This window comes from Sphingomonas sp. (genome assembly GCF_035998645.1).
In the GTDB taxonomy this organism is placed as follows: Bacteria; Pseudomonadota; Alphaproteobacteria; order Sphingomonadales; family Sphingomonadaceae; genus Sphingomonas.
Window position 1 is genome coordinate 533,714 of the sequence record NZ_DASYHL010000004.1, and the last position, 26,229, is coordinate 559,942.

A 26,229-nucleotide genomic window follows, 5' to 3' on the forward strand; every position below is an offset into this window, starting at 1 on the left:
ATACACTTGAAGGCAACGCGGTTCCCGTTCATCTAGGGGAGAACCGCTGGAGGGATGGGATGGCGACCGAGACTGCGACTGCCGAAAAGACTGACGATCTGGTGCTGACCGCGCCCGAGCCGCTGAAGGAACGTCCGATCGAGAAAATGTCGGGACTGGTGCCCGTCGATGAGGGCAAGAAGTCCGAACTGGTGACCCGGGTCGAGGGTTTCATCGACGACCTCGTCGCGCAGGACGTCAATTCGCCCGAGTTCGGCAAGCGCGTCGATGCGATCACCGCGATGGGATCGAAGGAGATCCGCGACGCGGCGGGCCAGTCCAACCGCTTTCTCGACCGCCCGGTGCGCGCGATGGACAAGGATGTCGGCGTCGGCAAGGACCTGGCTGAGCTGCGCCGCGTGGTCGAGGATCTCGACCCCGGCAAGAAAGGCAGCCTGACTCAGCGCAAGAAGCTGTTCGGCATCATCCCGTTCGGCAATTCGCTGCGCAATTATTTCGACAGCTACAAGTCGAGCCAGGGGCATATCTCCGCGATTCTCAAGAGCCTGCAGTCCGGCAAGGACGAGCTGTTGATGGACAATGCCGCAATCGATGTGGAGCGGCAGAATCTGTGGGCGGCGATGGGGCGGCTCGAGCAGATGATCTATATCTCGAAGGAGATGGATCAGCGGCTTGAGGATAAGGCCAATGAGCTGGATCACAGCGATCCGGCCAAGGCCAAGGCGATCCGCGAGACCGCGTTGTTCTACACCCGCCAGCGCACGCAGGACCTGCTGACGCAGATGGCGGTGACGGTGCAGGGCTATCTCGCGCTCGATCTGGTCAAGAAGAACAATGTCGAGCTGGTGAAGGGCGTCGATCGCGCCAGCACCACGACCGTCGGCGCGCTGCGCACTGCGGTGACGGTGGCCCAAGCCCTTACGGCTCAGCGGCTGGTGCTCGACCAGATTACCGCGCTCAACACGACGACCGCGAACATCATCGATTCGACCGGCAAGCTGCTCAAGGACAATACCGGCCGCATCCACGAACAGGCGGCGTCCGCGACGATCCCGATCGAAACGCTGCAGCGCGCGTTCCAGAATATCTATGACACGATGGACGCGATCGACACGTTCAAGGTGAAGGCGCTCGATAACATGAAGACCACGGTCAACGTGCTGTCGACCGAGGTCGAAAAGTCCAAGGGCTATATCGCCCGGGCCGAGGGTGCGGCGCAGAACCAGATCGGCGGCGCCAACGACACATTCAAGCTGGAGGCTCTGTAAACACCCGTGCCGACCGAGATTGACCGCCAGATTGACCGCGCGAGCGAAGTCCTCAACCGCTCGCGCGAGCGCTATACGACGCTGAGTTCGCGCGCGAAAAAGCGGCGTGAGGCCGAGATTCTCGGGCGGATCGGGCGTATCGCTGCGGCGGTCGGTGCGATCCTGATCGGCGCGATCGTGGTCGGCTGGTTCATTCCGCTCGGCATGGGCGGCGCGTTGTTGGTGATGGCGGCGCTGATCGCGGTGACGTTGTTCTTCGGGCTCGCGCCGACCAGCCGTGAAGTTGCGCCGGAAAAGTTCGGTGAAGCGCCGCTGGCAAGGCTCCCGCACCAGACCGAGGAATGGCTGGATCGCCAGCGGCCCAGCCTGCCGGGCGCGGCGATGCCGCTGGTCGATATGATCGGGATGAAGCTCGACGTGCTGGCGGGGCAGCTCAAGACGCTCAACGAAGCCGAGCCCGCAGCGGCAGAAGTCCGCAAACTGGTCGGCGAGCAATTGCCCGAGCTGATCAAGGGCTATCAGCGCGTGCCGGACAATCTGCGCGGCGTCGATCGCTTCGGTCAGTCGCCGGACAAGCAGCTGGTCGATGGCCTTGCGCTGATCGATCAGGAGATTTCGCAGATGTCGGCGCAACTCGCGCAGGGCGACCTCGATGCGCTGGCGACGCGGGGGCGGTATCTGCAAATCCGCTATCGCGGCGATGATGAGGTCAGCGGATAGGTTTGCCCAGTGCCTCCACCGCCCGTGGCCGCAGGTGGTCGGCGGCGGCGGCGTGGATGGCGGGGGTGGTGGCGAGCAGGCCGAAGCTCTCGCCGCGTGGGGTGTTGAAGCGGATTTTCTTGCCCAGTGCGTCGGTCACGGTCGCGCCGGCCTCGCGCGCGATCAGCACGGCGGCGGCGATGTCCCAGTCGGCGCCCCAGCGGAAGGTGGCGAGCAGATCGGCGTCTCCCGCGGCGACCATCGCCATGCGCAGCGCGATCGAGTTGGGTTTGTCGACCGTGACGAGGTGGCGGTCGACCTTGGCGAGATCGTCGGCGGGAACGCGCGCGCCGGTCAGGTCGGTGCGGTCCGACACCGCGATCGGCGTGCCGCTCCGCATCGCGCCCTGGCCCTTCACCGCCAGCCAATGTTCGCCGCGCACCGGGGCGTCGAGTACGCCGATCACCGGCTGGCCATCCTCGACCAGTGCGACCGAGACTGCCCAGCCGGGGCGCTGGCGCAGATAATCGCGGGTGCCGTCGATCGGATCGACCACCCAGACGCGGCGGCAGGAGAGGCGGGCGAGGTCGTCGGCGGTTTCCTCCGACAGCCAGCCGGCGTCGGGGAGGAGGGCGGAGAGGCGGTTGCGGAGCAGTTCGTCGACCGCGAGATCGACTTCGCACACGAAATTGTTGGGCGATTTCTCCCACTTCTCGACGTCGGTGCCATAGCGGCCGAGCGCCAGCCGACCCGCCTCGGCCGCGATGGCGCTGACGGCGGCGGCGAGATCGTCAGCCACTGGCCACCGTCATCCCGTCGATCCGCAGTGTCGGCACGTTGATGCCATAGCGGAAGTTCAGGTCGTTGGCGGGGACCAGTTCGCGGAACATCGCTTGCAGCGTGCCCGCGACGGTGAACTCGCTGACTGGCGTGGTGATGACGCCGCCCTCGATCAGATAGCCCGCCGCGCCGCGGCTATAGTCGCCGGTGACGAGGTTGATCCCCTGACCGATCAGGTCGGTGATATAGATGCCATAGTCAATGTCGGCGATCAGCGACGCGACCGGGGTCTTGCCATTGGCGAGGTAGAGGTTGCTCGGCCCCACGCTGGGCGCGCCGCCGACGCCGCGCACCGCATGGCCGGTGGGCTCGAGGCCCAGCTGGCGCGCGGCGGCGCTGTCGAGCAGCCAGGTTTCGAGCATGCCGTCGGCGACCAATGTCATCGGCGACACCGGCAGTCCCTCGCCATCGAACGGACGCGAGCGCAGGCCGTGCGGGCGGTGCGGGTCGTCGATGATGTCGATGCCAGGTGCGAAGATGCGGGTGCCCATCGCTTCGAGCAGGAAGCTGGTCTTGCGGGTGATCGCGCTGCCCGAGATTGCGCCGCTCAAATGGCCGAGCAGGCTGGATCCGACGCGCGGGTCGAGCACGATCGGCATCGCGCCGCCGCGGACCCGCCCTGCGCCGACGCGGGCAACGGCGCGCTCACCTGCGCGGCGGCCGATGTCCTCGGCGGAATCGAGCCGGGCGGCGTGGCGGGCGCTGTGATAGTCGTAATCGCGCTCCATCGCGCCGGCGTCGCCTGCAAGGACGCTGGCCGAGATGCTGTGGTTCGACGACGCATAGGCACCGGCAAAGCCGTGGCTGGTGGCGAGCGCCCAGATGCTGCGGCTGGCGCTGGCACCCGCACCCTCGCTGTTGGTGACGCCGGGGACGGCGCGGGCGGCGCGTTCGGCGATGAGGGCGGTTTCCTTGAGCGCGGCGGGATCGCCCAATGTGCCGTCGTCCAGGTCGAGCTGTGGCACATCGCCGTGCATCAGCCGCTCCACCGGAGCGAGGCCGGCCCATTCATCCTCGGGCGCCTCACGCGCCATTGCGACGGCGCGTTCGGCGAGGATGTCGAGCGCGGCGGGGGTCAGGTCGGTGGTGGAGATGCTCGCCGAACGCTGGCCGCAAAAGACGCGCAGGCCGAGTTCGAGATGCTCGGCGCGATCGACATCCTCGAGCGCGTCGAGCCGGACCGACACCGACAGCGATTCGCCGGCAGAGAGCATCGCATCGGCGGCGTCGGCGCCGGCGCGGGTGGCGCGGGCAATGGCGTCGTGGACGCGGTCACGGGCTTGATCGGGGGTCAGCATCGACGCGATCTAGGAAGTGCAGGGGCGAAGGTCAAAAGGCGGTGGTCCCCACGACGAAACAGGCGGCGAACATCAGCAGCCCGGCATTGCGGTTCGAGCGGAAGCGGTGGAGCGCGTTGGCGCCGTTTGCCGGGACCAAAGTCACGACCTGCCAGACGAGGTGCAGCGCCATCGGGGCGAGCGCGGCGAGGACGAGCGGATCGGGGCGGACCTGCCACAAGGCTGCGCTCCACAGGGCTAGGGCGAGGGCGTAGAAGATCGCGACCCCGACCTTCACATTGCTGCCCAGGCGGCGGGCGGAGGAGCGGACGCCGACCAGCGCATCGTCCTCGACATCCTGCAATGCGTAGATCGTGTCGTAGCCGATCACCCAGACGATGCACCCGGCATAGAGGAGCAGGCCGGGCAAAGGGAGTTCGCGCGCGACGGCGGCCCAGCCGACCAAGGCAGCCCAGGAGAAGACCAAGCCCAACCATGCCTGCGGCCACCAGGTGATCCGCTTCATGAAGGGGTAGGCGGCGACCAGCGCGAGGCTGGCGACGGCGATGCCGGCGGCGAAGGGGTTGAGCTGAACCAGCACGACGAGGCCGATCAGGCACAGGAAGCCGAGCCACAGCCACGCGGCCTTGAGGCTGACCGCGCCGCTGGCCAGCGGGCGGCTGCGGGTGCGGGCGACCTGACGGTCGAGGTCGCGGTCGACGATATCGTTATAGACGCAGCCTGCACCGCGCATCGCGATGCTGCCGAGCAGGAACCAGAGGATCAGATCCCAGCGCTCGACCGCGCCGCCGGACAGCGCGATTGCCCAGGCACCGGGCCAGAACAGCAGCCACCAGCCGATCGGCCGGTCGAACCGGGCGAGCAGGGCATAGGGGCGCGCGGCGGCTGGCAGCAGCGCCATCAGGCCGCGATGCTCGGTATCGGGGACGATCTGCGCGGGGTCAGTCATGCGCGAAACTGACAACAAAGCTGACAAAAAACATGGGTTGTATGCGCGGTGTCAGGCGCAGTGTCAGGCAGGGGGCGGGGGCCGTTTCGGTCATGCTTCCTGCTGCCACAAGCGGGCGCTTGTAGGACAGCGAAAAGACGCCGGGTGACGAACCATTTGGGGCGCGATATGGCTCGGCCATGATCGCCACCCCCGCCTGGCCGCCGCAATCGACCCCGCGCCTGTTCGTCGAACCCGCGCTGACGCAGGGCGAGCACCGCCGCATCGACGGCCAGCAGGGCCATTATCTCGCCAGCGTGATGCGGTTGAAGGTCGGCGACCCGGTCAAGCTGTTCGACGACGCGACCGGCGAATGGCTGGGCGTCGCGAGCGAGGTGCGCAAGCGCGACGTCGTGCTGGAGATCCGCGAGAAGCTGCGTGAGCGCGAGGCGGTGCCGGACCTGTGGCTGTGCGCCGCGCCGATCAAGAAGGGGCGGATCGACTGGGTGGTGGAAAAGGCGTGCGAGCTGGGCGTCGCACGCGTCGCGCCGGTGCTGACCCGGCGCGCGGTGGTGGACAAGCTCAACCTCGACCGGCTGCGCGCGCATATGGTCGAGGCGGCGGAGCAATGCGGGCGCACCGCGCTGCCTGATCTCGCCGAGCCGGTGAAGCTGGCGGCACTGCTGCGCGACTGGCCGGCGGGGCGGACGCTGTTCTTCGCCGACGAAACCGGCGGCGCGCCTGCGCTGGAGGCGATGAAGGCGCATCCCGGCCCGGCGGCGATTCTCGTGGGGCCGGAGGGCGGCTTCGACGCCGAGGAGCGCGACGCGATCCGGGCGGTGCCGGGGGCAGTGGGGATTTCGCTGGGGCCGCGGATATTGCGCGCGGAGACTGCGGCGGCTGCGGCTGTGAGCCTGTGGATGGGCGCGGCGGGGGATTGGTGAGCGTTCAAGCGAGTGCGGCGGCGGCCCGCGTGCCGTATCGCATGGTCGGATTGGGGCAGTCTGCCACCAAAAGCCGTCTGTCGGCTTCCGGCCCATTGCGGACTATCAGTACATTGCCCTGCTTGCAGTATGACCTCAGTCGCGTTGTGCGATGGATCGTGGACCGCCATCGACCGTAAGCCGCAAAAGCGGACCGCCGTGCTTCGTTCCCTCATGCGCGGGTAGTCCGGCTACGGCGGCCCTTGCACCAGTTCAGTTCCAGCCTGCGCAGCGGCCCAGTTGACGCGCACTCGCGTTTCGAAGACGTGCCGGTTACGGCGCAGAATAACTTCGGCGCGCTTATCAAACTTTTCTTGCCTGAGCTGGTTTAGGATCACTCGCTCCGCCGCGATGCTGATAGTGCGAGCTTCGCCGATCGCGGCTTGTCGTCGTACCAATATCGCCGATAGCGTAATCGCGCTGTCTATAAAAGAGGTCGAAGCGCTCGAAGTGCGTTCCATTAAAAAAACGGTGCGCAAAGCCCTTTCGGCCTCATCATTACGCCCGGATTTGAATAACACGTGGCCCGAAACCAATAACACGCCGGAGTAGATCTCAAATTGCGCTGCATCTTGACTCTTATTTTCCATTAGAACAGTGGCAATCTCCGTTGCGATATCCAGCCGCCCTTGACGGTAAAAGGACATCATCGCCCACAGTCCGCAAACTCTATAATCGATATGCTTGTTCGTTAGCGCAGCCGATGTCATCTTTAACCCGGCACGGAACAAGGGCATGGCACGATCGTGCGCCAGCGAATCCGCCAAAATCTTTCCAGCGCGGCAATTGAGCTTGCCGATCCGCTCGGGTTGCCACTTTCTTGCCCGGCCGGCAGCGATTGCGTCCATCATCATAAATTCGGCTTCATCCGTTCGTCCCTGGACTGCGACAATCGTGGCCAACAAAATATAGAACTTTTCAATATCCGGCCGCGCAAACCCGCCCTGCTGGTGAGCGGTTGTAATCGCAAAACTGGCATGGCGCTCGGCGATCTCTAGTTCGCCTCGTGATTCCTCCGTCTGTGCAAGCGCATAAAGCAAATCGATGCAGCCATCGTGATCTGGACTGGCCTCGCATTGCTTCGACTTGAGCGACAAATCACTCCCGTCAATATCACCTGCGGCGTGACCGGGAGCACCGCCATTTCCCCTTGGCACCGGCATAGCAGCGGCAAGTGAAGGCGCCGTGTAAAGCAACAGCAGCATCAAGATCCATAATGCCCGAACCTCAACCCGCACATCTTTCCTCCGCTGTTAAGCGAGTGGAAGCTACCATAGGACTAGCTGCTAATAACTGACAAACACAGACAGCTCTAAATTATCAATCCGGCTTTTATTGTGCGAGGTAAATTGCAGCCGGGAGACCGTCGGCAATGCATGGAATGGCCGGGTTGCCAATCGTGCCCCGACTACCAGTTTGTTGAGAATCAACTCGGATCAACAGCGATGCTGCCATGGCTCTTTAGCACTCGCTAGTTATGGCAGCTAACCGCCCATTTGTGGACCTTTAGCGCCACCGCCCCTTGTCCTGATCGCTGCCGTTCGTGAGCGGCCACTAAGAGGGGCGGGGCCAGGTCAATGGCGTCATGGTAGGAAGCGCGGGGCGGCATGCAGTTCAATCGCCGCATCTCCCATCCCGATTTGGGTGTTTCATCCCCCCTTTCGCAGATCGTTTCGCGCGCCTAAATGCGCGCGATGAGCACAAAGACGGTTTCAAACAGCAACGCGCCTGTCATCGAGAGCCGTCAGGCGCTCCTCGATTATTTCGCCGGGGGCGAGAAGCCGGCGGAGCGCTGGCGCATCGGCACCGAGCATGAGAAGTTCGTCTATGCCACTGCGGACAATCACGCGCCAAGCTATGACGAGCCGGGCGGGATCCGCGACCTGCTGGCGGAACTGACCCAGTTTGGCTGGTCGCCGGTCGAAGAGGGCGGCAATGTGATCGCGCTGGCCGGGCCGGACGGCAATGTCAGCCTGGAGCCTGCTGGGCAGCTGGAGCTGTCGGGCGCGCCGCTCGACAATCTGCATCAGACGTGCGCCGAGACGGGCCGCCATCTGGAGCAGGTCAAGGCGGTGGGCGAGAAGCTGGGCATCGGCTTTCTTGGCCTTGGCATGTGGCCGGACAAGACGCGCGCCGAGCTGCCGATCATGCCCAAGGGGCGGTACGGCATCATGCTGAACCATATGCCGCGTGTCGGCACCCTCGGCCTCGACATGATGCTGCGCACCTGCACGATTCAGGTGAACCTCGATTATGCGAGCGAGGCGGACATGGCGCAGAAGTTCCGCGTCGGGCTGGCGCTGCAGCCGCTGGCGACCGCCTTGTTCGCCAATTCGCCGTTCACCGAAGGCAAGCCGAACGGCATGCTGTCGTACCGTTCGCATATCTGGTCAGACACCGATCCGGCGCGGACCGGCATGCTGCCGTTCGTGTTCGAGGATGGGTTCGGGTATGAGCGCTATGCCGACTATGCGCTCGATGTGCCGATGTACTTTGTTTACCGCGAGGGTCGGTACATCGACGCGGCGGGCCTGAGTTTTCGCGACTTCCTCAAGGGCGAATTGTCGGTCCTGCCGGGCGAGAAGCCGACGATCGACGACTGGGCCGACCATCTGTCGACCGCCTTCCCCGAAGTGCGATTGAAGACCTTCCTCGAAATGCGCGGCGCCGATGGCGGGCCGTGGGGGCGGATCTGTGCGCTGCCGGCGTTCTGGGTCGGGCTGCTCTACGACCAGAGCGCGCTCGATGCGGCATGGGATCTGGTTAAGGATTGGGACATGGCCGGGCGCCAGGAGCTGCGCGACAGCGTGCCGCGGCTCGGCCTCGACGCGCCGCTGCCGGGTGGCGGAACGCTGCGCGATATTGCGGGGCAGGTGATCGACATCGCCGGGGCGGGCCTGACGGCGCGTGCGCGGCTCAATTCGGCGGGGGACAGTGAGAGCGGCTTCCTCGACCCGCTGCGCGATATCGTGCGCAGCGGCAAGGTGCCGGCGGAGCGGCTCCTGGAGCGCTATCATGGCGAGTGGCAGGGCGATGTCAGCCGGATTTACGCAGAGACGAAGTTCTAGGGTTTCGTCGCCGCCAGCTGCCACGCAGCGCGGATCTGAAGCGTATAGACGCCCGAGAATTGCTTGAGTTCGCGCTGCGCCGCGGCGCCATAGTCGGCGAAGGCGGCGGCGCGTTCGAGTCCTGCCCGTCCGACCGCGCGGAATTGCGACAGCGCCGTCGCGGCGTCCCCGAACATCAGCTTCAGCATCCCCCACGTTAATTCGGCCTGCACCCGGTCGATATGCGTCGGCGCGAGGCCGGCGCGGATGATCGCGAGGCCTCGCTCAATCGTCCCGACCGATTGCGGGTCGCCCTGACGCAGTTGCGTCATGCCGGTCAACAGCAGCACACGGCCATATTGGGGGTGCGTCTCTCCGACGGAATCACGCACCGAGAACTCGGCCGAGCGCAGCGCCCCGGCGGCTTCCTTGAGTTTGCCCTGAAGCAGCAAATTCTCGCCATAGCGCAGCCAGGCGGTGGCGGTTTCAGGGTGTTGGGCAAAGAGTTTGCCTTGTAATGCCCACACCCCCGTGCGCCGCAACGGCTCTGCCTCGGCGTAACGGCCCAGCGCCTCCAGCAGCGTCGCGATGGCGAGTTGTGCGCGGGCGGTGTCGACATGCTTCTCGCCCAGCCGCTGCGTGCGTAGCGCCAGCGCATTGCTGGCGAGCGGAAGCCCCTCCTCGGGTGCGACGACCGTGGCGAGATCGAGATAGACGCGTGCGGACTGGAGCGGATCGGCGCGGGTCGCAGCGAGGCGGGTGAGGAGGTCTCTACCCAGCGCTTCGGCTTCCTGGCGGCGGTCCATCCGGGTGAACAGCCGCATGATGCGCGCATCGGCATCGAGCCGGGCGGCCGGATCGTTCAGTCGCGCACGCGCATCGCGATAGAGCGGCTCGGCCGCGTCGAACCGACCGAGCTGCGTATGCGAGTCGGCAAGCGTCAGCGCCAGCGATACGGTGAGTGGGTCTGCCGGGCCATAGGCGGCCAGCGCTTCGTCATAGGCTTCGCGCGCGGGCTTTTGCCCCTCGCCGGGGGAGGGGGAGTCAGTGAACGCCGCGGCGTGTTTGCCCTTGGCGCGCAATCGCCAGCGCTTGTCGGCATCGCCCCGGCCATGTTCTTCGAGGAGAGCGACGGTGCTGTCATAATTCTCGGCGGCCTCGCGATAGATTCGGCCCGAGGCGAGGGCCGCGTCGCCGAGTACCTCGCTCGCCTCGGCAAGGTCGATCCACAGTCGGCGGACCTGCTCCTCGCCTCGCACAAGTGCGGCGGCATCGGCGGGGGTGATCGTACCGTTGCGGCGACGGAAATCGAGCGGGGCGACGCGGTTTTCCGCGGCGTCGTGCGCGTCCGCGACGGCACTGCGGGCTGCTTGGGCGAGCGTGTGCGCGGCGGCGGGGTCGGTGGCGAGCAAGGTGCGGGCGCGGGCAAGCTGGAGCGCGAAACAGCGGTCGCTTGCTGGAGCGGCCCTGAGACAGGCGTCGAGTGCGGCCTGTAGCCGATCCGCGCTGGCACCCCTTGGCACCGGCGCGCGTTCGGTGGCCAGGGCGGGGACAGCGAGGAGCAGGAGCGGAGCAAGAGCGCGCATGCCCACCAGACTATCACCGCGCTGCGCCTATGCCAGAGACAAAGCCTGACATCTTGGCGGGGGTTCGCCGCACCGGCTTCAGCCGATGCGCAACCCCATCGCCTGCTGCACGTCGCGCAGCAGCGGCGCGGCGAGGGTGGCGGCGCGTTCGGCGCCCTTGCGCAGTTCGGCATCGACCGCGGCCCGATCGGCGATCAGGCGGACCATTTCGTCGCGGATCGGGCCGAGTTTTGCGACGGCAAGATCGGCGAGGGCGGGCTTGAAGCTGCCAAAGCCCTGCCCGGCATATTCGGCGACGACATCGTCAGGCGTGCGGTCGGCGAGTGCGGCGAAGATGGTGACGAGGTTTCTGGCCTCGGGCCGGTCCTTGAGCGAGTCCCAGGTTTCGCCCATCGGTTCGGGGTCGGTCTTGGCCTTGCGGAATTTCTGGGCGATCGCGTCGTCGTCATCGACCAGGTTGATCCGCGCCGCTTCGGACGGGTTCGACTTGGACATTTTCTGCGTCGCATCGCGCAGCGACATGATGCGCGGCGCGGCCTTGCTGATCAGCGGTTCGGGTTCGAGCAGCAGGTCGGTCTTGTAGTCGAGGTTGAACTTGGCGGCGATGTCACGCGCCAGCTCGAGATGCTGTTTCTGGTCCTCGCCGACGGGCACATGCGTCGCGCGATAGAGCAGCACGTCGGCGGCCATCAGCACCGGATAGTCGTACAGGCCGACGCTCGCGCCCTCACGGTTCTTGCCCGCCTTGTCCTTGAACTGGGTCATGCGGTTGAGCCAGCCGACGCGCGCGACATTGTTGAGCAGCCAGGCGAGCTCGCTGTGCGCGGGGACGCGCGCCTGGTTGAACAGGATCGAGCGCGTGGGATCGATGCCGCTGGCGATCATCGCGGCGGTCACCTCGAACGTGCTGTCGGTGATTGCGGCGGGCTCGCTCCACTCGGTCAGCGCGTGCAGGTCGGCGATGAAGTACATCGACTCGCCGCCCGCCGCCTCGACCTCCGCATGCATGCCCACCCATTGCTTGATCGCGCCGAGATAGTTGCCGAGGTGGAGATTGCCGGTGGGCTTGATGCCGGAAACGACGCGCATGTTCAGGTGTCCAAGGTTCAGGTGGCTTTACGGCGGACCAGCGACTTGATGTCGCTCGGCCGGAACGCGCCGGTTGCGAAACAGGCGGCGGCGTAGACGATGCAGCCTGCGCCGACCAGCACCATCATCGCCGCCGTGCGGATCGTCCAGGTGCCGCTGGTATAGGGCGTGAACAGGTCGTTGAGGAAGAACATCACCGCGCCCATCGCCGCCGCCGCACCGACCAGCCGCCACACGCGGCGGCGCAATTGCGGATCGGCGTCGAAATGGCCGCGCTTTACCAAGGTGCGGTAGAGCAACACGACATTGACCCAGGCGGCAATCGCGGTGGCGAGCGGCGGGCCCATGTGGCGCAGCGGGACGATCAGGGCGAGGTTGAGCGCCAGATTGATGCCGATCGAGATCATCGCATAGCGCACCGGCGTCTTGGTATCCGACCGCGCGTAGAAGCCCGGAGTCAGCACCTTGACCAAGATATAGGCGGGCAGCCCGACCGAGAAGGCGGCGAGCGCCTGCGCGGTGGCGCGGCTGTCCTCGGGCGTGAACGCGCCATGCTGGAACAGCGCCGCGACGATCGGCACGCCGCACACGACCAGCGCGACGGTGGCGGGGAGGGTGAGGAACAGCGCCAGCTCCATCCCGCGATTCTGCGTGTGCATCGCCGCGCCGTCATTCCCCGCACCCAGCTGGCGCGCGATGGTGGGGAGCAGCACGGTGCCAAGCCCGATGCCGATCAGGCCGAGCGGGAGCTGGTTCAGCCGGTCGGCATAATAGATGTACGACACCGACCCCTCGACCAGCAGGCTGGCGGCAAGCGCGGTCGAGATGACGAGGTTGATCTGATACGCGCCCGCACCCGCCGCCGCCGGGCCGATCAGCTTGAGCAGCTTCTTCACGTCCGGGGTGAGGCGGGGGAGGCGAAGGCGCAGCTTCACGCCAGCAGCGCGGCAGGCGAGGATCAGCCATAGCAGCTGGAGCACACCCGACACGGTGACGGCAATCGCCTGATTACGCGCGGTCAGCAGCGTTTCGTCGGTGTGGAAGAACAGCAAGGCGACGATCAGCGTCGCGTTGAGCAGGATTGGTGCTGCGGCATTGACCCAGAATTTGTTGAGCGAATTGAGGATACCGCCGAGCAGCGAGACGAGGCTGATCAGCAGCAGATAGGGGAAGGTAATCCGCGACAGCTCGACCGCATAGGCGAACTCGCCGGCACTCGCGTCGTTGAACCCGCCCGACAGCGCCCACACCACCGGAAATGCGGCGATCTCCATCACCGCGGTGATCAGGATCAGGAGCGGCAAGAGGACCGACAGCGCCTCCTCCGCAAAGGACAGCGCCGGTTTGGTGTCGCCACCCGCTTCGCCGACCTTCTTGCTGAACATCGGCACGAAGGCGGCGCTGAACGCCCCTTCGGCGAATAGCGCGCGGAAGAGATTGGGCAGGCGGAAGGCGATCAGGAAGGCGTCGGACGCGAAGCTCGCGCCGACATAGCGGGCGAACAGCGAATCGCGGACCAGCCCCAGCACCCGGCTGACGAGCGTCAACCCGCCGATCGACCCGAGTGCCTTGACGAGATTCATGCGTGCCCGCCCTCTTTTATGATGCGCCTTACGGCGCATGTGCGGCACCGGCCCGCTCCCCCACCCGGCCACCCATAGGATACTGGCGTTGGGTGACCGAGTGGGGGAGCGGGCCGGTGCCGCACCAGACGGTTACGCCTGGCCGGCCTCGCCGCCCAGCAGGTTCTGTGCATCCTGCTGCGCGCGCTGCTGTTCGTAGAGGCCGTTGAAGTCGATCGGCTCGAGCATCAGCGGCGGGAAGCCGCCGTCGCGGACGGCATCGGCCAGCACGCGGCGCGCGAACGGGAAGAGCAGGCGCGGCGCTTCGCCGAGCAGGAAGGGCTGCAGATGCTCGTCCGGCACGTTGCGGATCGCGAACAGGCCCGAATAGGACAGGTCGACGATGAACGCGACCTGCTCTTCCATCGTGGCGCGCACGTCGATCTTCAGCGTCACTTCATGGACGTCCTGCGCCACTTCGGCCGCGCCGATGTTGAACTGAACGTCGAATGCGGGCTGGCCCTGGATCTGATAGATCGCCGGCGAGTTCGGATTCTCGAACGAGAAGTCCTTGATATACTGCGAAATCACGCCGACCGACGGGGCGGTATCGGCGCCGTTCGCCTGAGGAGCTGCGGTGTCGGGCGTATCCATGGTCGTGAAACTTCCTTTGCGTGTTCGGGATATTTGTCGCGGCTACCCGCGTTGCGATGACGGTCGCGACTAGCAGGGGCGCTTGCCCGTTTCAACGGGCGTGCACGGCGCGCAATCGCGGATTTGAAACCCGACGTGTTCCCGCCTATGTTGCGGGAGAGAAAGAAGGTGCCAACGTGTATCTAGTGATCCTGTTTGCGGCGATTGCCGCGTTCCTCGCGCTCCGCCTCTATTCGGTGCTGGGCAAGCGCACCGGGCATGAGCAGCCCCTGCCGAAACCGGCGGAGGAGCGCGTCGGCGCGCCACAGATGCCGCGCACCATCGATATGCCGGCCGAAGTCCGTGACGCTGGTCCCCGCCCGCTGGAGAGCGGCGCCGAATCCGGCCTGCGCGCGCTTGTCGCCGCCGATCCGTCGTTCGATGTCGGCCAGTTCGTTGAGGGCGCCAAGTCGGCCTATCGCATGATCCTAGAGGCATTCTGGAAGGGCGACCGCGAGACGCTCGAGTGGCTGGTCGAAGCCGAGGTGCGCGACAGCTTCATCGCCGCGATCGACGCGCGTGATGCTGCCGGCGAGACGCTCGACAACCGCCTGATCGGGATTGAACGCGCAGTGATCTCGGACATCGCGCTGGATGGCCGCGCGGCACGCATCACCGTGCGGTTCGACGCCGACATTGCCGCGATCACCCGCGACAAGGACGGTACCGTGATCGCCGGATCGATGAGCGACGCGGTGCAGACGCATGATTCCTGGACGTTCAGCCGCACGCTCGGCAGCGGCGATCCGAACTGGAAGCTCAGCGACACCGACGAAGTTTGATCGGTCATAAGGGGGACATGATGCGCGCTTGGGGAGTAGCGGCTTGCGCCGCGCTGTTGGGCGCGTGTTCGTCCGGAGTGGTTCCGGCGAGTCGACCCGCCACGGGTGGCGCGGCGCCCGCGCGGCCTGCACCGTCGAGCGGCGGCGTTCCGGTGCGCCAGCCGGTGGCCGCCACGCCGCTGACCCCGGCACCTGCCGCACCGGTCCCGACCGGTGTCACCACCGCCGCAGCCGCCGGATTGCTCGCAGGGCCGGCGGTCGAGGATCTGCCGATCACGATGGCCGCTGCAGCGCGTGCGCTGGGGGCGTTCAAGCTCAGCTGCGCGACGCTGGTGCGCCGCACCGATGCGACAGGCCTGACGCGTGGCGCGGACTGGCAACCTGCTTGCGACGCCGCGCGCACGACGCAGGATCGCGATGCGGCGACCTTCTTCGCGCGTTACTTCGAAACGGTGCAGGTCGCCGACGGCAAGGCATTCGCAACCGGCTATTATGAGCCCGAGATCGCCGGATCGCGCACGCGTCGCCCGGGTTATGAAGTGCCGGTCTATGCCCGCCCGTCCGATCTGATCGACGTCGATCTGGGCGGCTTCACCGACACGCTGGCGGGCAAGTCGATTCGCGGCCGCGTCGATGGGACCAAGCTGGTTCCCTATCACGACCGCACCGCGATCGAGCAGGGTGCGCTCGCCGGGCGCGGGCTGGAGATCGCCTGGGCGGCGGACCCGGTCGAGCTGTTCTTTTTGCAGATCCAGGGTTCGGGGCGCCTGCGCCTGCCCGATGGCGGGGTGATGCGCATCGGTTATGCCAGCCAGAACGGGCGCGACTATACCGGCATCGGCAAGCTGATGCTCGACCGCGGGCTGGTCCAGCGCGGGCAGGCGTCGATGCAGGGCATCATGGCGTATCTGCGCGCCAACCCCGCACAGGGGACGGCGATCATGCGTGAGAACAAGAGCTATGTGTTCTTCCGCGAACTGACCGGGGCGGGTCCGCTGGGCGCGCTCGGCATTCCGGTGACGGCGCTGGCGACGGTGGCGACCGACCCGAAATTCGTGCCGCTCGGCGCGCCGGTGTTCCTGTCGATGGATCGACAGGACGCCAATGGCTTGTGGATCGCGCAGGATACCGGCGGGGCGATCAAGGGTTCGAACCGCTTCGACACCTTCTGGGGCGCGGGCGACGATGCGCGCGCGATTGCCGGCGGCATGGCCGCGCGCGGGACCGCCTGGCTGCTGCTGCCCAAGGGAACGCTACAGCGGCTCGGCGCCGCGCGCGACTGATCCATGGCCCGCCCGCCGCGCGCGCTTTCGCCCGAGGAACGGGCGCTGTGGCAGCGCGTGATTTCCAGCGTGACGCCGATTGCACGGGCCAAGCCGGTCCCGACTCCACCGCTCGTGCCCTTTGCCGCACCGGTGGCTGCGCCTCCACCTGAGCCAGAACCCGCGCGACGGGTGAAGGGGCGGGTTCCGGCGCCGCGTCAGCCCGCTCCGCCCCCGCCCAAGCCGCCGCGCGATACGCTGGATGGTGGGTGGGACCGTCGCCTGTCGCGGGGGCTGGTCGCACCGGAAAGTTCGATCGACCTGCACGGCCATACGCTCGCCAGCGCGCATGCGATGCTGGATCGCGGGCTCGACCAAGCGGTAGCGCGGGGGGACCGGGTATTGCTGCTGATTACCGGCAAGCCGCCACGCCCCGAGTCCGAACGGCCGCATGCGCGCGGCGCGATCCGCGCGGCGGTGGGCGACTGGCTGGCGGCATCGCGCCATGCCGATGCCATTGCGGCGGTGCGCGGGGCGCATCCCCGGCACGGAGGGCAGGGCGCGCTCTATATCGTGCTGCGCCGATCCCGGTCGCCGGCGCGAAATTTTTAACTCTTTCGCGGCATACCTCCGTTCCAGGAAGCCGGATGGTCCGGCTGGCGTGGGGGATCGCGCAACCGCAATGGACGGATTTTCGCTCAAAAGCCGCGCGATTGCGTTCGCGTTGTGCGCGGGGGCGTTCGTCTTCATCCTTGCGCTCGCCGCGACCACGCGCGGACCGTTCGACGTCGCGAGTGCGAGCCGCGCGCTGATCGCCGCGATCATCTGTGCCGCGATGTGCTGGGCCTATGCCGAGCGCACCATTGCCTCGACCGCCGAAGCCATCGACGCCGCGATCGAACGCCTGACCCAGGCTGCCAACGGTGACCTGCAGAGCGAAATTCCGCGTGAGGTGGAGCTATGCGTCCCGCCGCTCGCCCATGCGATGGACGGCCTGTTCCGTCAGCTGCACACCAATCTTGAGAGCGTTCAGCGGCTGGCGCTGTTCGATCCGGTCACTGGCCTGCCCAACCGCATCCATTTCCGCCGCAGTTGCGAGCGGATGCTGGCCGAGCTGCCGCAGGACGCGATGGCGGCGCTGTTCTTCATCGATCTCGACCGGTTCAAGGCGGTCAACGACACGCTGGGCCATGCCGTCGGCGACCAGCTGCTCAGCATGGTCGCCAACCGGTTGCGCGCCGTCGCCGACCGCTTCGCGATCGAGGGCGATGCGCGCCAGCCGCTGATCGGCCGCCTGTCGGGCGATGAATTCACCATCTATTTCCCCGAGCTGGGCCATGTCCGCGACGCCGACCGAGTCGGGCGCGGTATCCTGTTCGCGCTGTCCGAGCCGTTCGATCTGGCCGATCAGGAAGTGTCGATCGGCGCATCGGTCGGCATCGCGATCCGGCCCGAGCACGGTTCGTCGCTGACCGACCTGATGCGCGCCGCCGATGCGGCGATGTACCACGCCAAGGCGAGGGGCCGGGGCCGCGCCGAACATTTCACCGATCAGCTCGCCAACGAGATTGCCGAACGCGCGCTCCTCGAAAGCGATTTGCGCATGGCGGTCGAGCGCAACCAGTTCACGTTGGTCTATCAGCCGCAGATCAGCGCGGGCGACGGCCGCATCGTCGCCGCCGAAGCGCTGTTGCGCTGGCAGCATCCGACGCGTGGGCTGTGCCTGCCCGGCAGCTTCATCGGCCGCGCCGAAGAGACCGGCCTGATCGTCGAGATCGGCGATTGGGTGGTCGAACATGTCGCCGCGACGATCGCGCGCTGGGGCGAGATGGGGATCGAGCAGCGGATGGCGGTGAATATCAGCCCGCGTCAGCTCGACCATGCCGCCTTCTTCCGCCGCCTGCGCGAAGCGATGCAGACCGCCGGTGCTCCCGCGCGGCTGCTTGAGCTGGAAATTACCGAAACGCTGGCGATGCACTGCTCGCGCGAGGTGATCGATGCGATCGCCGCGCTGCGTAGCGATGGCGCGACGGTGGCGGTCGACGATTTCGGCACCGGTTATTCCAACCTTGCACGCCTGCGTGACCTGCCGCTCGACCGGGTCAAGCTCGACCGCAGTCTGGTCGAGAATGTCGCGACCAATGCCGAGGCGCGGACCATCGCGCATGCGGTGATCGGCCTGATCCACGGCATCGGTTGCGAAGTGGTGGCCGAAGGGATCGAGACCGAGGCGCAGCTGGAAGTGCTGCGCGTGATCGGCTGCGACATCCTGCAGGGCTATGTCATCGCCAAGCCGATGCCCGAGGCCGCGTTCCTTGACTGGGCGAGCGCCGCGCCGCGATTGGCGCTGCGGGCATAAACCCCGCCTAAATCAAATTCCCCTCCCTGAAAGGGAGGGGCAAGGGGTGGGTTTAGCGGCAAGCGAGGCTCGATGCCGCGATTGCCGCTGTTTTGCCGCACGGGTTTGAGTCTTCTGAGCGCGCAGACGCGCGCACCCACCCCGACCCCTCCCTTTCAGGGAGAGGAGTGAGGGCTACCCGAACACCCGCCCCAGCACCCCCGCATAAATCCGCGTCAGCGCGTGGAGATCGTCCAGCGCGACCGCCTCATCCAGCTTGTGCATCGTCGCGTTGAGCAGGCCGAATTCGACCACCGGGCAAATCCGCGACAGGAAGCGCGCGTCGGACGTGCCGCCGCTGGTGGACAGCTCCGCCTCGACCCCGTTTTCCGCGCGGATCGCATCGGCGACGAGCGTAGACAGCGCGCCCGGCTCCGTCAGGAACGCTTCGCCATAGACGCGGCCGCGTACGATGCCGGCGGGGGCGTGCGCGTGGACGATATCCTGCACCCGCGCGATCAGGTCATGTCCGCGATGCTGGTCGTTGAAGCGGATCGAGATGCGCGCCTTGGCCCGGCCGGGGATGACGTTGGTCGCGGGATTGCCGACCTCCAGGTCGATCACCTCGATGTTCGACGGCTGGAACCAGTCGGTGCCCTCATCCAGCACGATCGCGTCGATCTCTGCGAGCGCGCGCACCAGCCGCGGGACCGGATTGTCGGCCAAATGCGGGTAGGCGACATGCCCCTGCCGCCCCGGCACCTCGATATCGATCACCGTCGATCCGCGCCGCCCGATCTTGATCGTGTCGCCCAGCCGATGCGCCGAGGTTGGCTCGCCGACAAGGCACAGGTCCGGGGTCAGCCCGCGCGCCGCCATCCGATCCATGATCGCGAGTGTACCGTAGGTCGCCGGCCCTTCCTCGTCGCCGGTGATGATCAGGCTGACGGTGCCGGAAGCGGGGAGGGGGGCGAGCGCCGCCATGAACGCCGCGATCGCGCCCTTCATGTCCACCGCGCCGCGGCCATAGAGCAGGTCGCCGCGCACTTCCGGCTCGAACGCGCCGGACGCCCAACCCTCGCCCGGCGGGACCACGTCGAGATGCCCGGCAAAGGCGAAATGCGGCCCCGGCCCGACGCTGCGCACGGCCAGCAGGTTTTCGACCGGCCCGTCGGGGGCCTCACCCGCCACGAACCGCTCAACGTCGAAGCCGAGCGGCACCAGCGCCGCCTCCAGCACATCGAACACGGTGCCCCGCGCCGGGGTGATGCTGGGCGCGGCAATCAGCGCCTTGGTCAGGTCGACGACATCGGGCATATTCGCTCCTTCAATGGAGGCTCCTTTGCCCAAGCTCGACCTCGACACAATCCCGCAGACCAACGCGACCGGCTACCCGGCTGAATATGCCGATGTCGTGCAGGGCCGCTGGTACCGCCGCCTCGCCCCCGCATCCGGCCTCACCGATTTCGGCGCGAGCCATGTGACGCTGAAACCCGGCGCATGGTCCGCGCATCGCCACTGGCATGAGGGCGAGGACGAGCTGGTGGTGATGATCGCGGGCGAGGCAGTGCTGGTCGACGATGCGGGTGAGCATGTCATGCGCCCCGGCGATGTTGCCACCTTCCCCAAGGGCGATGGCAACGGCCATGTCCTGCAGAACCGCAGCGACGCCGACTGCGTGTTCGTGGCAATCGGCTGCGCTGCGGCGAGCGACTGCCACTATCCCGATATCGACATGCATCTGGAGGATGGCGTCGGGTTCAAGCGGAAGGATGGGAGAGGGTTTTAAGCGGTTCTAGCCCCTCCCCTTCAGGGGAGGGGTTGGGGTGGGGCCTATCCTCTATATGCGACGGTCTCGGTGAGACCCGCACTGCCCCACCCCCAACCCCTCCCCTGAAGGGGAGGGGCTTATAAGGCTCAAACCGCTTCCTGCTCGAACTGCTCGATCACCCATTCCTCTTCCTGCGCACCGGCGATCCAGTCCTGCATGAACGGGTGCTGCAGCACCGCGTTCATGTACGCAGGCGCAAAGCGCGCGACGGGGAGGGAGTAGGTGACGAAGCGGGTCACGACCGGCGCGAACATCACGTCGACCGCGCCGAACTGGCCGAACAGGAACTCGCCGTCGCTGCCGTAGCGCGCGCGGGCCTGGGCCCATAGCTCCATGATCCGCTGGATGTCGTGCATCACGTCTTCGTCGGGGGTCTTGGGCGGATAGACCTGACGGATGTTCATGCTGTGCTTGCGGCGCAGCGCGGCGTAGCCCGAGTGCATTTCCGCCGCCATCGACCGCGCCATCGCGCGCGCGGCGGGGTCGGTCGGCCAGAATTTGTCGCCGCCCGATTTCTCGTTGAGATATTCGACGATGGCGAGGCTGTCCCACACCACCGCGTCGCCGTCCCACAGGATCGGCACCTTGCCCGATGACGGTGCGAACTCGTCGCCCTCACGGCGCTGGTCCCAATCCTGATCGTAGAGCGGGACCACCACTTCCTCGAACGGAAGCCCGGAGAGCTTGCACGCGAGCCAGCCGCGCAGCGACCAGGAGGAATAGGCCTTGTTGCCGATAAAGAGCTTGAGCATCGCGCGGGGATAGCGGCGGGGCGGGGATGGGGCAACCGCGCGGAATCGCTTGCGCGTCGCGCCAAGCCCGGACATGTTTGCGGGGAAGCGGGATAGGGGGGGTAATGTCGCGTCTTTTCATGGCGATGCTTGCGCTTGCTGCGGCTCCGGTGGCGCTGGCCCAGACGCCGGCACCGGCACCGACAACGGTGCGCCCGCCGCTCCCGCTTGAGGTCTTTGCGGAGCTTCCGCAGATCGAACGTCCCCGCATTTCGCCCAATGGCAAGCGGGTCGTCGCGCGGCTGGCGCGTAACGGGCAGATGTTTCTCGCCGTGATCACGCTGGATGGCGGGGCACCGCCCGCAATCATCCACCCCGGCAAGGTCGACCTCAACTGGTGGAGCTGGGTCAATGACGACTGGATCGTCGTCGGCGTCGGGCGCGAGCAGAATGTCGAGGGCAGCAATTTCTACATCAGCCGCGCGATCGGCATCCAGACATCGACCGGCCGGATGGTGCCGATTGCCGACAAGGACGCCGCCCAGCGCGGGGACGACATCGTGTGGATGGCCCGTGACGGTTCGGCGCGCGTCATGCTCGCTTACCAGACATCGATCTATGTCGATAACCCGGGTTTCTGGTCCAAGGTCGAGGAAGTCGACCTGTCCACCGGTAAGCGCCGTCTGGTTCAGGGGCCGCGCGAAGGCGTGCTCGACTGGTACGCCGACCGCGACGGGGTGATCCGGATGGGCATCGGATCGAGCCTCGACGGGCGGTCGAGCCGTTTGCTGTACCGTGAGAGCGCCGATGCGCCGGTGCGGACCGTGGACCGCGCAAAGCGGGGCCAGGACCGGCTGACCGTGCCGTCGCTGTTCCTGCGCGACAAGAACAAGGCGCTGGTGATCGAGGATGACGAGCAGGGTTATTCCGCGCTCTACGAATATGATCTCGCGACGCTTCAGCGCGGCAAGCAGCTGTTTGCGACGCCCGGCTATGACATCGGCGGTGTCATTGCGAATGTGGATGGCGATGGCTTTGCCGGGGTTCGTGTAGAAGAGAACCGCCCGATGATCCGCTGGATCGACCCGGAGATGGCCGCGATGCACGCTGCGATCGCCGGGCAGGTCAAGGGCGGACAGGTGGAAATCGGCTCAATGAGCCGTGACGGGCAGGCTGCACTGGTCAATGTCGGCGGTCCGGATACGCCGGGCGCCTGGCTGCTCTATCGCGCCGAAACGCGTGAGTTGACCCCGCTCGCCTATGACAACACCACCATCCGGCTCAAGCGGATGCACCCGGTGAAGACAATCCGCTACCAGGCGCGGGACGGGCTGGAGATCGCCGCCGTGCTGACGCTGCCGCGCGGCAAGACGGACAAGCTGCCGCTGATCGTGATGCCGCATGGTGGCCCGAGCGTGCGTGACAGCGAGGTGTGGGAGTGGTGGGCGCAGTTTCTAGCCGATCGCGGCTATGCGGTGATCCAGCCCAATTATCGCGGCTCGACCGGATATGGCACCAAGTTCCTGGAAAAGGGTGCGGGGCAATGGGGCCTGGCGATGCAGGACGATCTGGACGACGCGATCAAGGCGCTGGCCGATCAGGGCATCGCCGATCCGAAGCGGGTGTGCATGGTCGGCGCATCCTATGGCGGCTATGCGGCGCTCCGTGCGGCGCAGCGCGATGGCGACAAATATCGCTGCGCGGTGTCCTATGCCGGGGTTTCAGACCTCAACCGGATGCTGCGGCACCAGAGCAACTTCCTCTATGCTGGCGCGCGGGGCGACTGGCTGCGCGCGCAGGCTCCCGAACTCAAGGATGTGTCGCCGGTCAACTTCCCCGCGGCGTTTAGCATCCCGGTGCTGCTCATGCATGGCGACGAGGATCGCGTCGTGCCGATCGTCCAGTCGCGGGTGATGGCGCAAAAGCTCAAAAGCGCGGGCAAGGACGTGACCTATATCGTCCAGCCCCTCGCCGACCATCACTTCACCCGACAGGAAGATCGCGTCGAGTTTCTCAAGGCGTTGGAGGCGTTCCTCGCGAAGCATAACCCGGCCTGAGCCGGGCGGGCGGTCAGTCAGATGCTGACCGCCTCGATCACCGCGGCGCGCAGTTCGGCGATGCCGTCGGCCTTCTCGCTCGATGTGGCGAGGATGTCGGGGTGGGCGGCGGGGCGCTTGCGGGCCTCGTCGATCGTGCGCTGGGTCACTTCGGCAAGTTCGGCGGGCTTGATCTTGTCGCCCTTGGTCATGACGATGCGATAGCTGACCGCCGCTGCGTCGAGCATGTCGAGGATGTCTCGATCGACCTCCTTGATGCCGTGGCGGCTGTCGATCAGCACCAGCACGCGCTTCAACACATCCCGCCCGCGCAGATAGTCGTTCACCAGGAAACGCCATTTCTTGACGACATCCTTGGGCGCCTTGGCAAAGCCATAGCCGGGCATGTCGACCAGCCGGAACTTCACCGGATCACCGACGTCGAAGAAGTTCAGCTCCTGCGTCCGCCCCGGCGTGTTCGACGTGCGCGCCAGCCCGTTGCGCCCGGTGAGCGCGTTGAGCAGCGAGGATTTGCCGACGTTCGACCGGCCCGCAAACGCCACTTCCGGCAGCGTCGCATCGGGCAGGAAGTTGAGCGCAGGCGCGGATTTGAGGAACGCGACCGGACCGGCAAAGGTCTTGCGCGCGCTCTCGATCAGCTCGGGGTCGAATTCGGTCACTTCTTCCCCTTACCGGGCTTGGCGTCGATTACCGCGCCAGTCGCGGGCATCGGTTCCTTGAGCGCCGGGTGGCGCATGTACAGGAACTTCTGCTGCGCGATGGTGAGCAGGTTCGAGGTGATCCAGTAGAGCTGGAGACCGGCCGCGAACGGCGCCATCACGAACATCAGAATCCACGGCATAATCGCGAACATCTGCTTCTGCACTTCGTCGGTCGGCGCCGGGTTCAGCTTGAACTGCGCCCACATCGACACGCCGAGCAGGATCGGGAACACGCCCAGCGCCAGGAACATCGGCAGCTGGATCCCGGTCAGATAATGGACCAGATTGACGAGGTTCGCCGGGTCGGGCGCGGACAGATCCTTGACCCACAGCACCAGCGGCTGGTGGCGCATCTCGATCGACAGCATCAGACACTTGTACAGCGCGTAGAGGATCGGAATCTGCAGCAGGGTCGGAAGGCAGCCCGCCAGCGGGTTCACCTTCTCGTCCTTGTACAGCTTCATAATCTCCTGCTGCTGGCGCGGCTTGTCGTCCTTGTAGCGCTCTTGCAGCGCCTTCATCTTGGGCTGGAGCGCGCGCATCGACGCCATCGACGCGAATTGCTTCTGCGCGATGGGGAACAGCAGCAGGCGGACGGTCAGCGTCAGCGCGATGATCGCGACGCCGAAATTGCCGATCATCCGGAACAGCCAGTGGAGATAATGGAAGATCGGCTTCTCAACGACTTCGAACCAACCCCAGTCGATCGCCTTGCCGAACAGGTGGATGCCACCCTGTTCCTCATACTGATCGAGCAGGTTCACGTCCTTCGCGCCGGCGAAGAAGCGGGTGGTCTGCGTCATCACCTGGCCCGGGGCGACCTGGCGGGCCGCGGTCGGTTCGAACTGCGCCTGCGTCGCGCCATTGGCGGCGGGACGGAAGCTCAGGCCCACCGGCATGCCCTGATCGGGGACCAAAGCGGTCAGCCAGTAGATGTCGGTATAGCCGATCCAGCCGCCCTTGGAATCGAAGCGCTTTGCGCCTTCTTCCGTCACCGTCGAATAGTTGACGCCGTAATCGACCGCGCCGCCATAGGATGCGACCGGGCCGGCATGGATGGTCCAGGTGTCGAGGTCCTTGCCCGCGCCATAGCGATACAGATAGCCATAGCCAGCCGCCGCAATTGCCTTTTGCCCCAGGTTCGCGACCTTCTGGCGGACGGTGAACATATAGCCGTCATCGACCGACAGTTCGATCGCGAAGCGCTGCGTGCCGCTGGTCGCGGTGAGCGTGACCGGGGTGGAGGGGGTCAGCTTCGACCCGCTTGCCGTCCAAACGGTGTCGGGGCCGGGGGCGTTGATGCCCTGACCCGACCAGCCAAAGCCGGCGAAATAGGCGTCACGCGTGCCGCTGGGCGACAGCAGGCGGATCGGCGGGCTGTCCTTGGCGATCGTTTCCTTGTGCTTGACCAGCACCAGATCGTCGATGCGCGCGCCCTTGAGGTTGAGCGTGCCTCGCACCGTCGGCGTTTCGATCGCGAGACGCGGGCTCTCACGCAACACGCTGTCGCGGTCGCGGATCGCCTGCGGCGTGTCGGCGGTGGGATCGGCGCCGGGGTTGGGGACGACCTTGGGCGTGCCATCCGCTGCCTTGGTCACCGTCGTGGCGGGCGGGGTCGGGAACAGCCAGCTGGTGATCGCGGGCCATGCGAACAGCAACAGGCCGGCAATCACTGCGAACAGCAGGAAATTCTTCTGGTCGTCTTTCACGTCATTCCCCGGTCAGGACATCAGGGCACGGGGTCATAGCCGTGCCCACCCCATGGATGGCAGCGAAGGATGCGCCGCAGCGCAAGCCATCCGCCCTTGAGCGCCCCATAGCGGGAGAGCGCCTGTATTGCATAGGCCGAACAGCTTGGCGCGAAACGACAGCTGGGCGGCAGAATTCGCGATGGCCCGATCTGCCACGCGCGCGCGATGAGGATGAGCACGCGGGCGATCACCGCTTCACCTTCGCCAACGCCTTCGACAGTTCGGCCTTGAGCGCCGCATAGTCCCGCTCGATCCCGCTCGCGCGGCCGATCAGGACATGGTCGGCGCCCGCGACGCCATCGACTGGAAGCACTTCGCGGACCAGTGCGCGAAAGCGGCGCTTCATGCGGTTGCGGGTGACGGCGTTGCCGACCTTCTTCGACACGGTGATGCCGATTCGCATCGTGGTGTCATCGTCGCCGCGTTGCCGGACGATCAGGACAAAGCCCGGCATTGGCGCGCGCTTGCCGGCATTGGCGGCGAGATAGTCCTTGCGCTGCGTCATCCGCGCCAGCGGGATGGGCGAACAAGAACAGCCCGCTTCCCCGGTTGAGGAAACGGGCTGGTGTGGCGCCAGCGATGCTGGCGTCAGGCTTATGCGCTCAGCTTGTTGCGGCCGCGGGCGCGACGGGCGCGAATCACCTTGCGGCCGCCCGGAGTCGCCATGCGCGACCGGAAGCCGTGCCGGCGCGCTCGCACCAGATTGCTCGGCTGAAAGGTCCGCTTCATCGCTCATTCCCTGAATTCTAGAAACTGAAAAGGTCGCCGCAGGGGCGACCGTGT

Annotated in this window: 26 protein-coding genes; 10 read left to right on the forward strand and 16 right to left on the reverse strand. The window is 66.3% G+C overall.

What is annotated here, in order from left to right; translation table 11 throughout:
• The first annotated feature begins 59 nt into the window (after positions 1–59).
• Complete coding sequence (locus tag VGN66_RS11970; RefSeq protein WP_327519039.1) at positions 60–1,268, forward strand: toxic anion resistance protein; 1,209 nt, start codon at positions 60–62, stop codon at positions 1,266–1,268.
• Between the two features lie 6 nt (positions 1,269–1,274).
• A complete protein-coding gene (locus tag VGN66_RS11975) occupies positions 1,275–1,988 on the forward strand; it encodes a hypothetical protein (RefSeq protein ID WP_327519040.1) in 714 nt (237 codons plus the stop codon).
• Here the strand turns inward: VGN66_RS11975 and VGN66_RS11980 are convergent.
• From VGN66_RS11980 to VGN66_RS11995, 4 genes are read right to left on the reverse strand one after another with little or no spacing between them, the layout of a single operon-like run.
• Positions 1,978–2,766: a 3'(2'),5'-bisphosphate nucleotidase CysQ gene (locus tag VGN66_RS11980; protein WP_327519041.1), complete on the reverse strand. Its 789-nt coding sequence runs from the start codon at positions 2,764–2,766 to the stop codon at positions 1,978–1,980. The genes VGN66_RS11975 and VGN66_RS11980 overlap by 11 nt on opposite strands.
• Entirely contained in the window at positions 2,759–4,105 is a 1,347-nt protein-coding gene (locus tag VGN66_RS11985; RefSeq protein ID WP_327519042.1) for a TldD/PmbA family protein, read from the reverse strand. Before VGN66_RS11985 ends, VGN66_RS11980 begins: the two co-directional genes overlap by 8 nt.
• A 31-nt stretch (positions 4,106–4,136) precedes the next feature.
• A complete protein-coding gene (gene ubiA, locus VGN66_RS11990; protein ID WP_327519043.1) occupies positions 4,137–5,054 on the reverse strand; it encodes a 4-hydroxybenzoate octaprenyltransferase in 918 nt (305 codons plus the stop codon).
• On the reverse strand, positions 5,047–5,235 hold the full coding sequence (locus VGN66_RS11995) for a hypothetical protein (RefSeq protein WP_327519044.1): 189 nt from the start codon (positions 5,233–5,235) through the stop codon (positions 5,047–5,049). Before VGN66_RS11995 ends, ubiA begins: the two co-directional genes overlap by 8 nt.
• Here VGN66_RS11995 and VGN66_RS12000 point away from each other — a divergent pair.
• Positions 5,234–5,977, forward strand: a complete 744-nt coding sequence (locus tag VGN66_RS12000) for a 16S rRNA (uracil(1498)-N(3))-methyltransferase (protein WP_327519045.1) — start codon at positions 5,234–5,236, stop codon at positions 5,975–5,977. The two genes, VGN66_RS11995 and VGN66_RS12000, sit on opposite strands and share 2 nt — an antisense overlap.
• Before the next feature lie 230 nt (positions 5,978–6,207).
• Here the strand turns inward: VGN66_RS12000 and VGN66_RS12005 are convergent, their stop codons facing one another.
• The gene (locus tag VGN66_RS12005) at positions 6,208–7,224 is read right to left on the reverse strand and encodes a hypothetical protein (RefSeq protein ID WP_327519046.1); all 1,017 of its coding nucleotides are present in this window, start codon (positions 7,222–7,224) and stop codon (positions 6,208–6,210) included.
• Positions 7,225–7,710: 486 nt separating this feature from the next.
• Between VGN66_RS12005 and VGN66_RS12010 the strand changes: the two genes are divergently transcribed.
• Positions 7,711–9,084: a glutamate--cysteine ligase gene (locus tag VGN66_RS12010; RefSeq protein ID WP_327519047.1), complete on the forward strand. Its 1,374-nt coding sequence runs from the start codon at positions 7,711–7,713 to the stop codon at positions 9,082–9,084.
• Here VGN66_RS12010 and VGN66_RS12015 read toward each other — a convergent pair.
• The 4 genes from VGN66_RS12015 to secB form a co-directional block, all read right to left on the reverse strand.
• A complete protein-coding gene (locus VGN66_RS12015) occupies positions 9,081–10,649 on the reverse strand; it encodes a tetratricopeptide repeat protein (protein WP_327519048.1) in 1,569 nt (522 codons plus the stop codon). The two genes, VGN66_RS12010 and VGN66_RS12015, sit on opposite strands and share 4 nt — an antisense overlap.
• Before the next feature lie 78 nt (positions 10,650–10,727).
• On the reverse strand, positions 10,728–11,738 hold the full coding sequence (gene trpS / locus VGN66_RS12020; RefSeq protein WP_327519049.1) for a tryptophan--tRNA ligase: 1,011 nt from the start codon (positions 11,736–11,738) through the stop codon (positions 10,728–10,730).
• Positions 11,739–11,755: 17 nt separating this feature from the next.
• Entirely contained in the window at positions 11,756–13,321 is a 1,566-nt protein-coding gene (murJ, locus tag VGN66_RS12025; protein WP_327519050.1) for a murein biosynthesis integral membrane protein MurJ, read from the reverse strand.
• A 132-nt stretch (positions 13,322–13,453) separates the two neighbouring features.
• On the reverse strand, positions 13,454–13,954 hold the full coding sequence (secB, locus tag VGN66_RS12030) for a protein-export chaperone SecB (RefSeq protein WP_327519051.1): 501 nt from the start codon (positions 13,952–13,954) through the stop codon (positions 13,454–13,456).
• Between the two features lie 176 nt (positions 13,955–14,130).
• On the opposite strand from secB, the gene VGN66_RS12035 reads away from it, so the two are divergent.
• The 4 genes from VGN66_RS12035 (at position 14,131) to VGN66_RS12050 (ending at position 18,396) form a co-directional block, all read left to right on the forward strand.
• Positions 14,131–14,775, forward strand: coding sequence for a Tim44/TimA family putative adaptor protein (locus VGN66_RS12035; RefSeq protein WP_224922801.1), 645 nt, complete (start codon positions 14,131–14,133; stop codon positions 14,773–14,775).
• Positions 14,776–14,792: 17 nt separating this feature from the next.
• Positions 14,793–16,058, forward strand: a complete 1,266-nt coding sequence (locus VGN66_RS12040) for a murein transglycosylase A (protein ID WP_327519052.1) — start codon at positions 14,793–14,795, stop codon at positions 16,056–16,058.
• 3 nt (positions 16,059–16,061) lie between these two features.
• Positions 16,062–16,649, forward strand: a complete 588-nt coding sequence (locus VGN66_RS12045; protein ID WP_327519053.1) for a Smr/MutS family protein — start codon at positions 16,062–16,064, stop codon at positions 16,647–16,649.
• Between the two features lie 70 nt (positions 16,650–16,719).
• On the forward strand, positions 16,720–18,396 hold the full coding sequence (locus tag VGN66_RS12050) for a putative bifunctional diguanylate cyclase/phosphodiesterase (RefSeq protein WP_327519054.1): 1,677 nt from the start codon (positions 16,720–16,722) through the stop codon (positions 18,394–18,396).
• A 174-nt stretch (positions 18,397–18,570) separates the two neighbouring features.
• Here the strand turns inward: VGN66_RS12050 and dapE are convergent, their stop codons facing one another.
• On the reverse strand, positions 18,571–19,692 hold the full coding sequence (dapE, locus tag VGN66_RS12055; RefSeq protein WP_327519055.1) for a succinyl-diaminopimelate desuccinylase: 1,122 nt from the start codon (positions 19,690–19,692) through the stop codon (positions 18,571–18,573).
• A gap of 25 nt (positions 19,693–19,717) precedes the next feature.
• Here dapE and VGN66_RS12060 point away from each other — a divergent pair, with 25 nt between their 5' ends.
• Positions 19,718–20,164, forward strand: a complete 447-nt coding sequence (locus VGN66_RS12060; RefSeq protein ID WP_327519056.1) for a cupin domain-containing protein — start codon at positions 19,718–19,720, stop codon at positions 20,162–20,164.
• A 128-nt stretch (positions 20,165–20,292) separates the two neighbouring features.
• Here the strand turns inward: VGN66_RS12060 and VGN66_RS12065 are convergent, their stop codons facing one another.
• On the reverse strand, positions 20,293–20,958 hold the full coding sequence (locus VGN66_RS12065; protein WP_327519057.1) for a glutathione S-transferase family protein: 666 nt from the start codon (positions 20,956–20,958) through the stop codon (positions 20,293–20,295).
• A gap of 104 nt (positions 20,959–21,062) precedes the next feature.
• On the opposite strand from VGN66_RS12065, the gene VGN66_RS12070 reads away from it, so the two are divergent.
• The gene (locus tag VGN66_RS12070) at positions 21,063–22,994 is read left to right on the forward strand and encodes a S9 family peptidase (protein ID WP_327519058.1); all 1,932 of its coding nucleotides are present in this window, start codon (positions 21,063–21,065) and stop codon (positions 22,992–22,994) included.
• Positions 22,995–23,011: 17 nt separating this feature from the next.
• On the opposite strand, the gene yihA is transcribed toward VGN66_RS12070, so the two are convergent.
• The 5 genes from yihA to rpmH form a co-directional block, all read right to left on the reverse strand.
• The gene (yihA, locus tag VGN66_RS12075; RefSeq protein WP_224922792.1) at positions 23,012–23,653 is read right to left on the reverse strand and encodes a ribosome biogenesis GTP-binding protein YihA/YsxC; all 642 of its coding nucleotides are present in this window, start codon (positions 23,651–23,653) and stop codon (positions 23,012–23,014) included.
• Positions 23,650–25,404 carry a membrane protein insertase YidC gene (gene yidC / locus VGN66_RS12080; RefSeq protein WP_327519060.1) on the reverse strand — a complete coding sequence of 585 codons (1,755 nt, stop codon included), beginning with the start codon at positions 25,402–25,404 and terminating at the stop codon, positions 23,650–23,652. The genes yihA and yidC overlap by 4 nt, the downstream gene beginning before the upstream one ends.
• A 20-nt stretch (positions 25,405–25,424) precedes the next feature.
• The gene (yidD, locus tag VGN66_RS12085; protein WP_327519061.1) at positions 25,425–25,637 is read right to left on the reverse strand and encodes a membrane protein insertion efficiency factor YidD; all 213 of its coding nucleotides are present in this window, start codon (positions 25,635–25,637) and stop codon (positions 25,425–25,427) included.
• The gene (gene rnpA / locus VGN66_RS12090; RefSeq protein ID WP_327519062.1) at positions 25,634–25,951 is read right to left on the reverse strand and encodes a ribonuclease P protein component; all 318 of its coding nucleotides are present in this window, start codon (positions 25,949–25,951) and stop codon (positions 25,634–25,636) included. Before rnpA ends, yidD begins: the two co-directional genes overlap by 4 nt.
• An 89-nt stretch (positions 25,952–26,040) precedes the next feature.
• On the reverse strand, positions 26,041–26,175 hold the full coding sequence (gene rpmH, locus VGN66_RS12095; RefSeq protein ID WP_224922788.1) for a 50S ribosomal protein L34: 135 nt from the start codon (positions 26,173–26,175) through the stop codon (positions 26,041–26,043).
• Between the last annotated feature and the right edge of the window lie 54 nt (positions 26,176–26,229).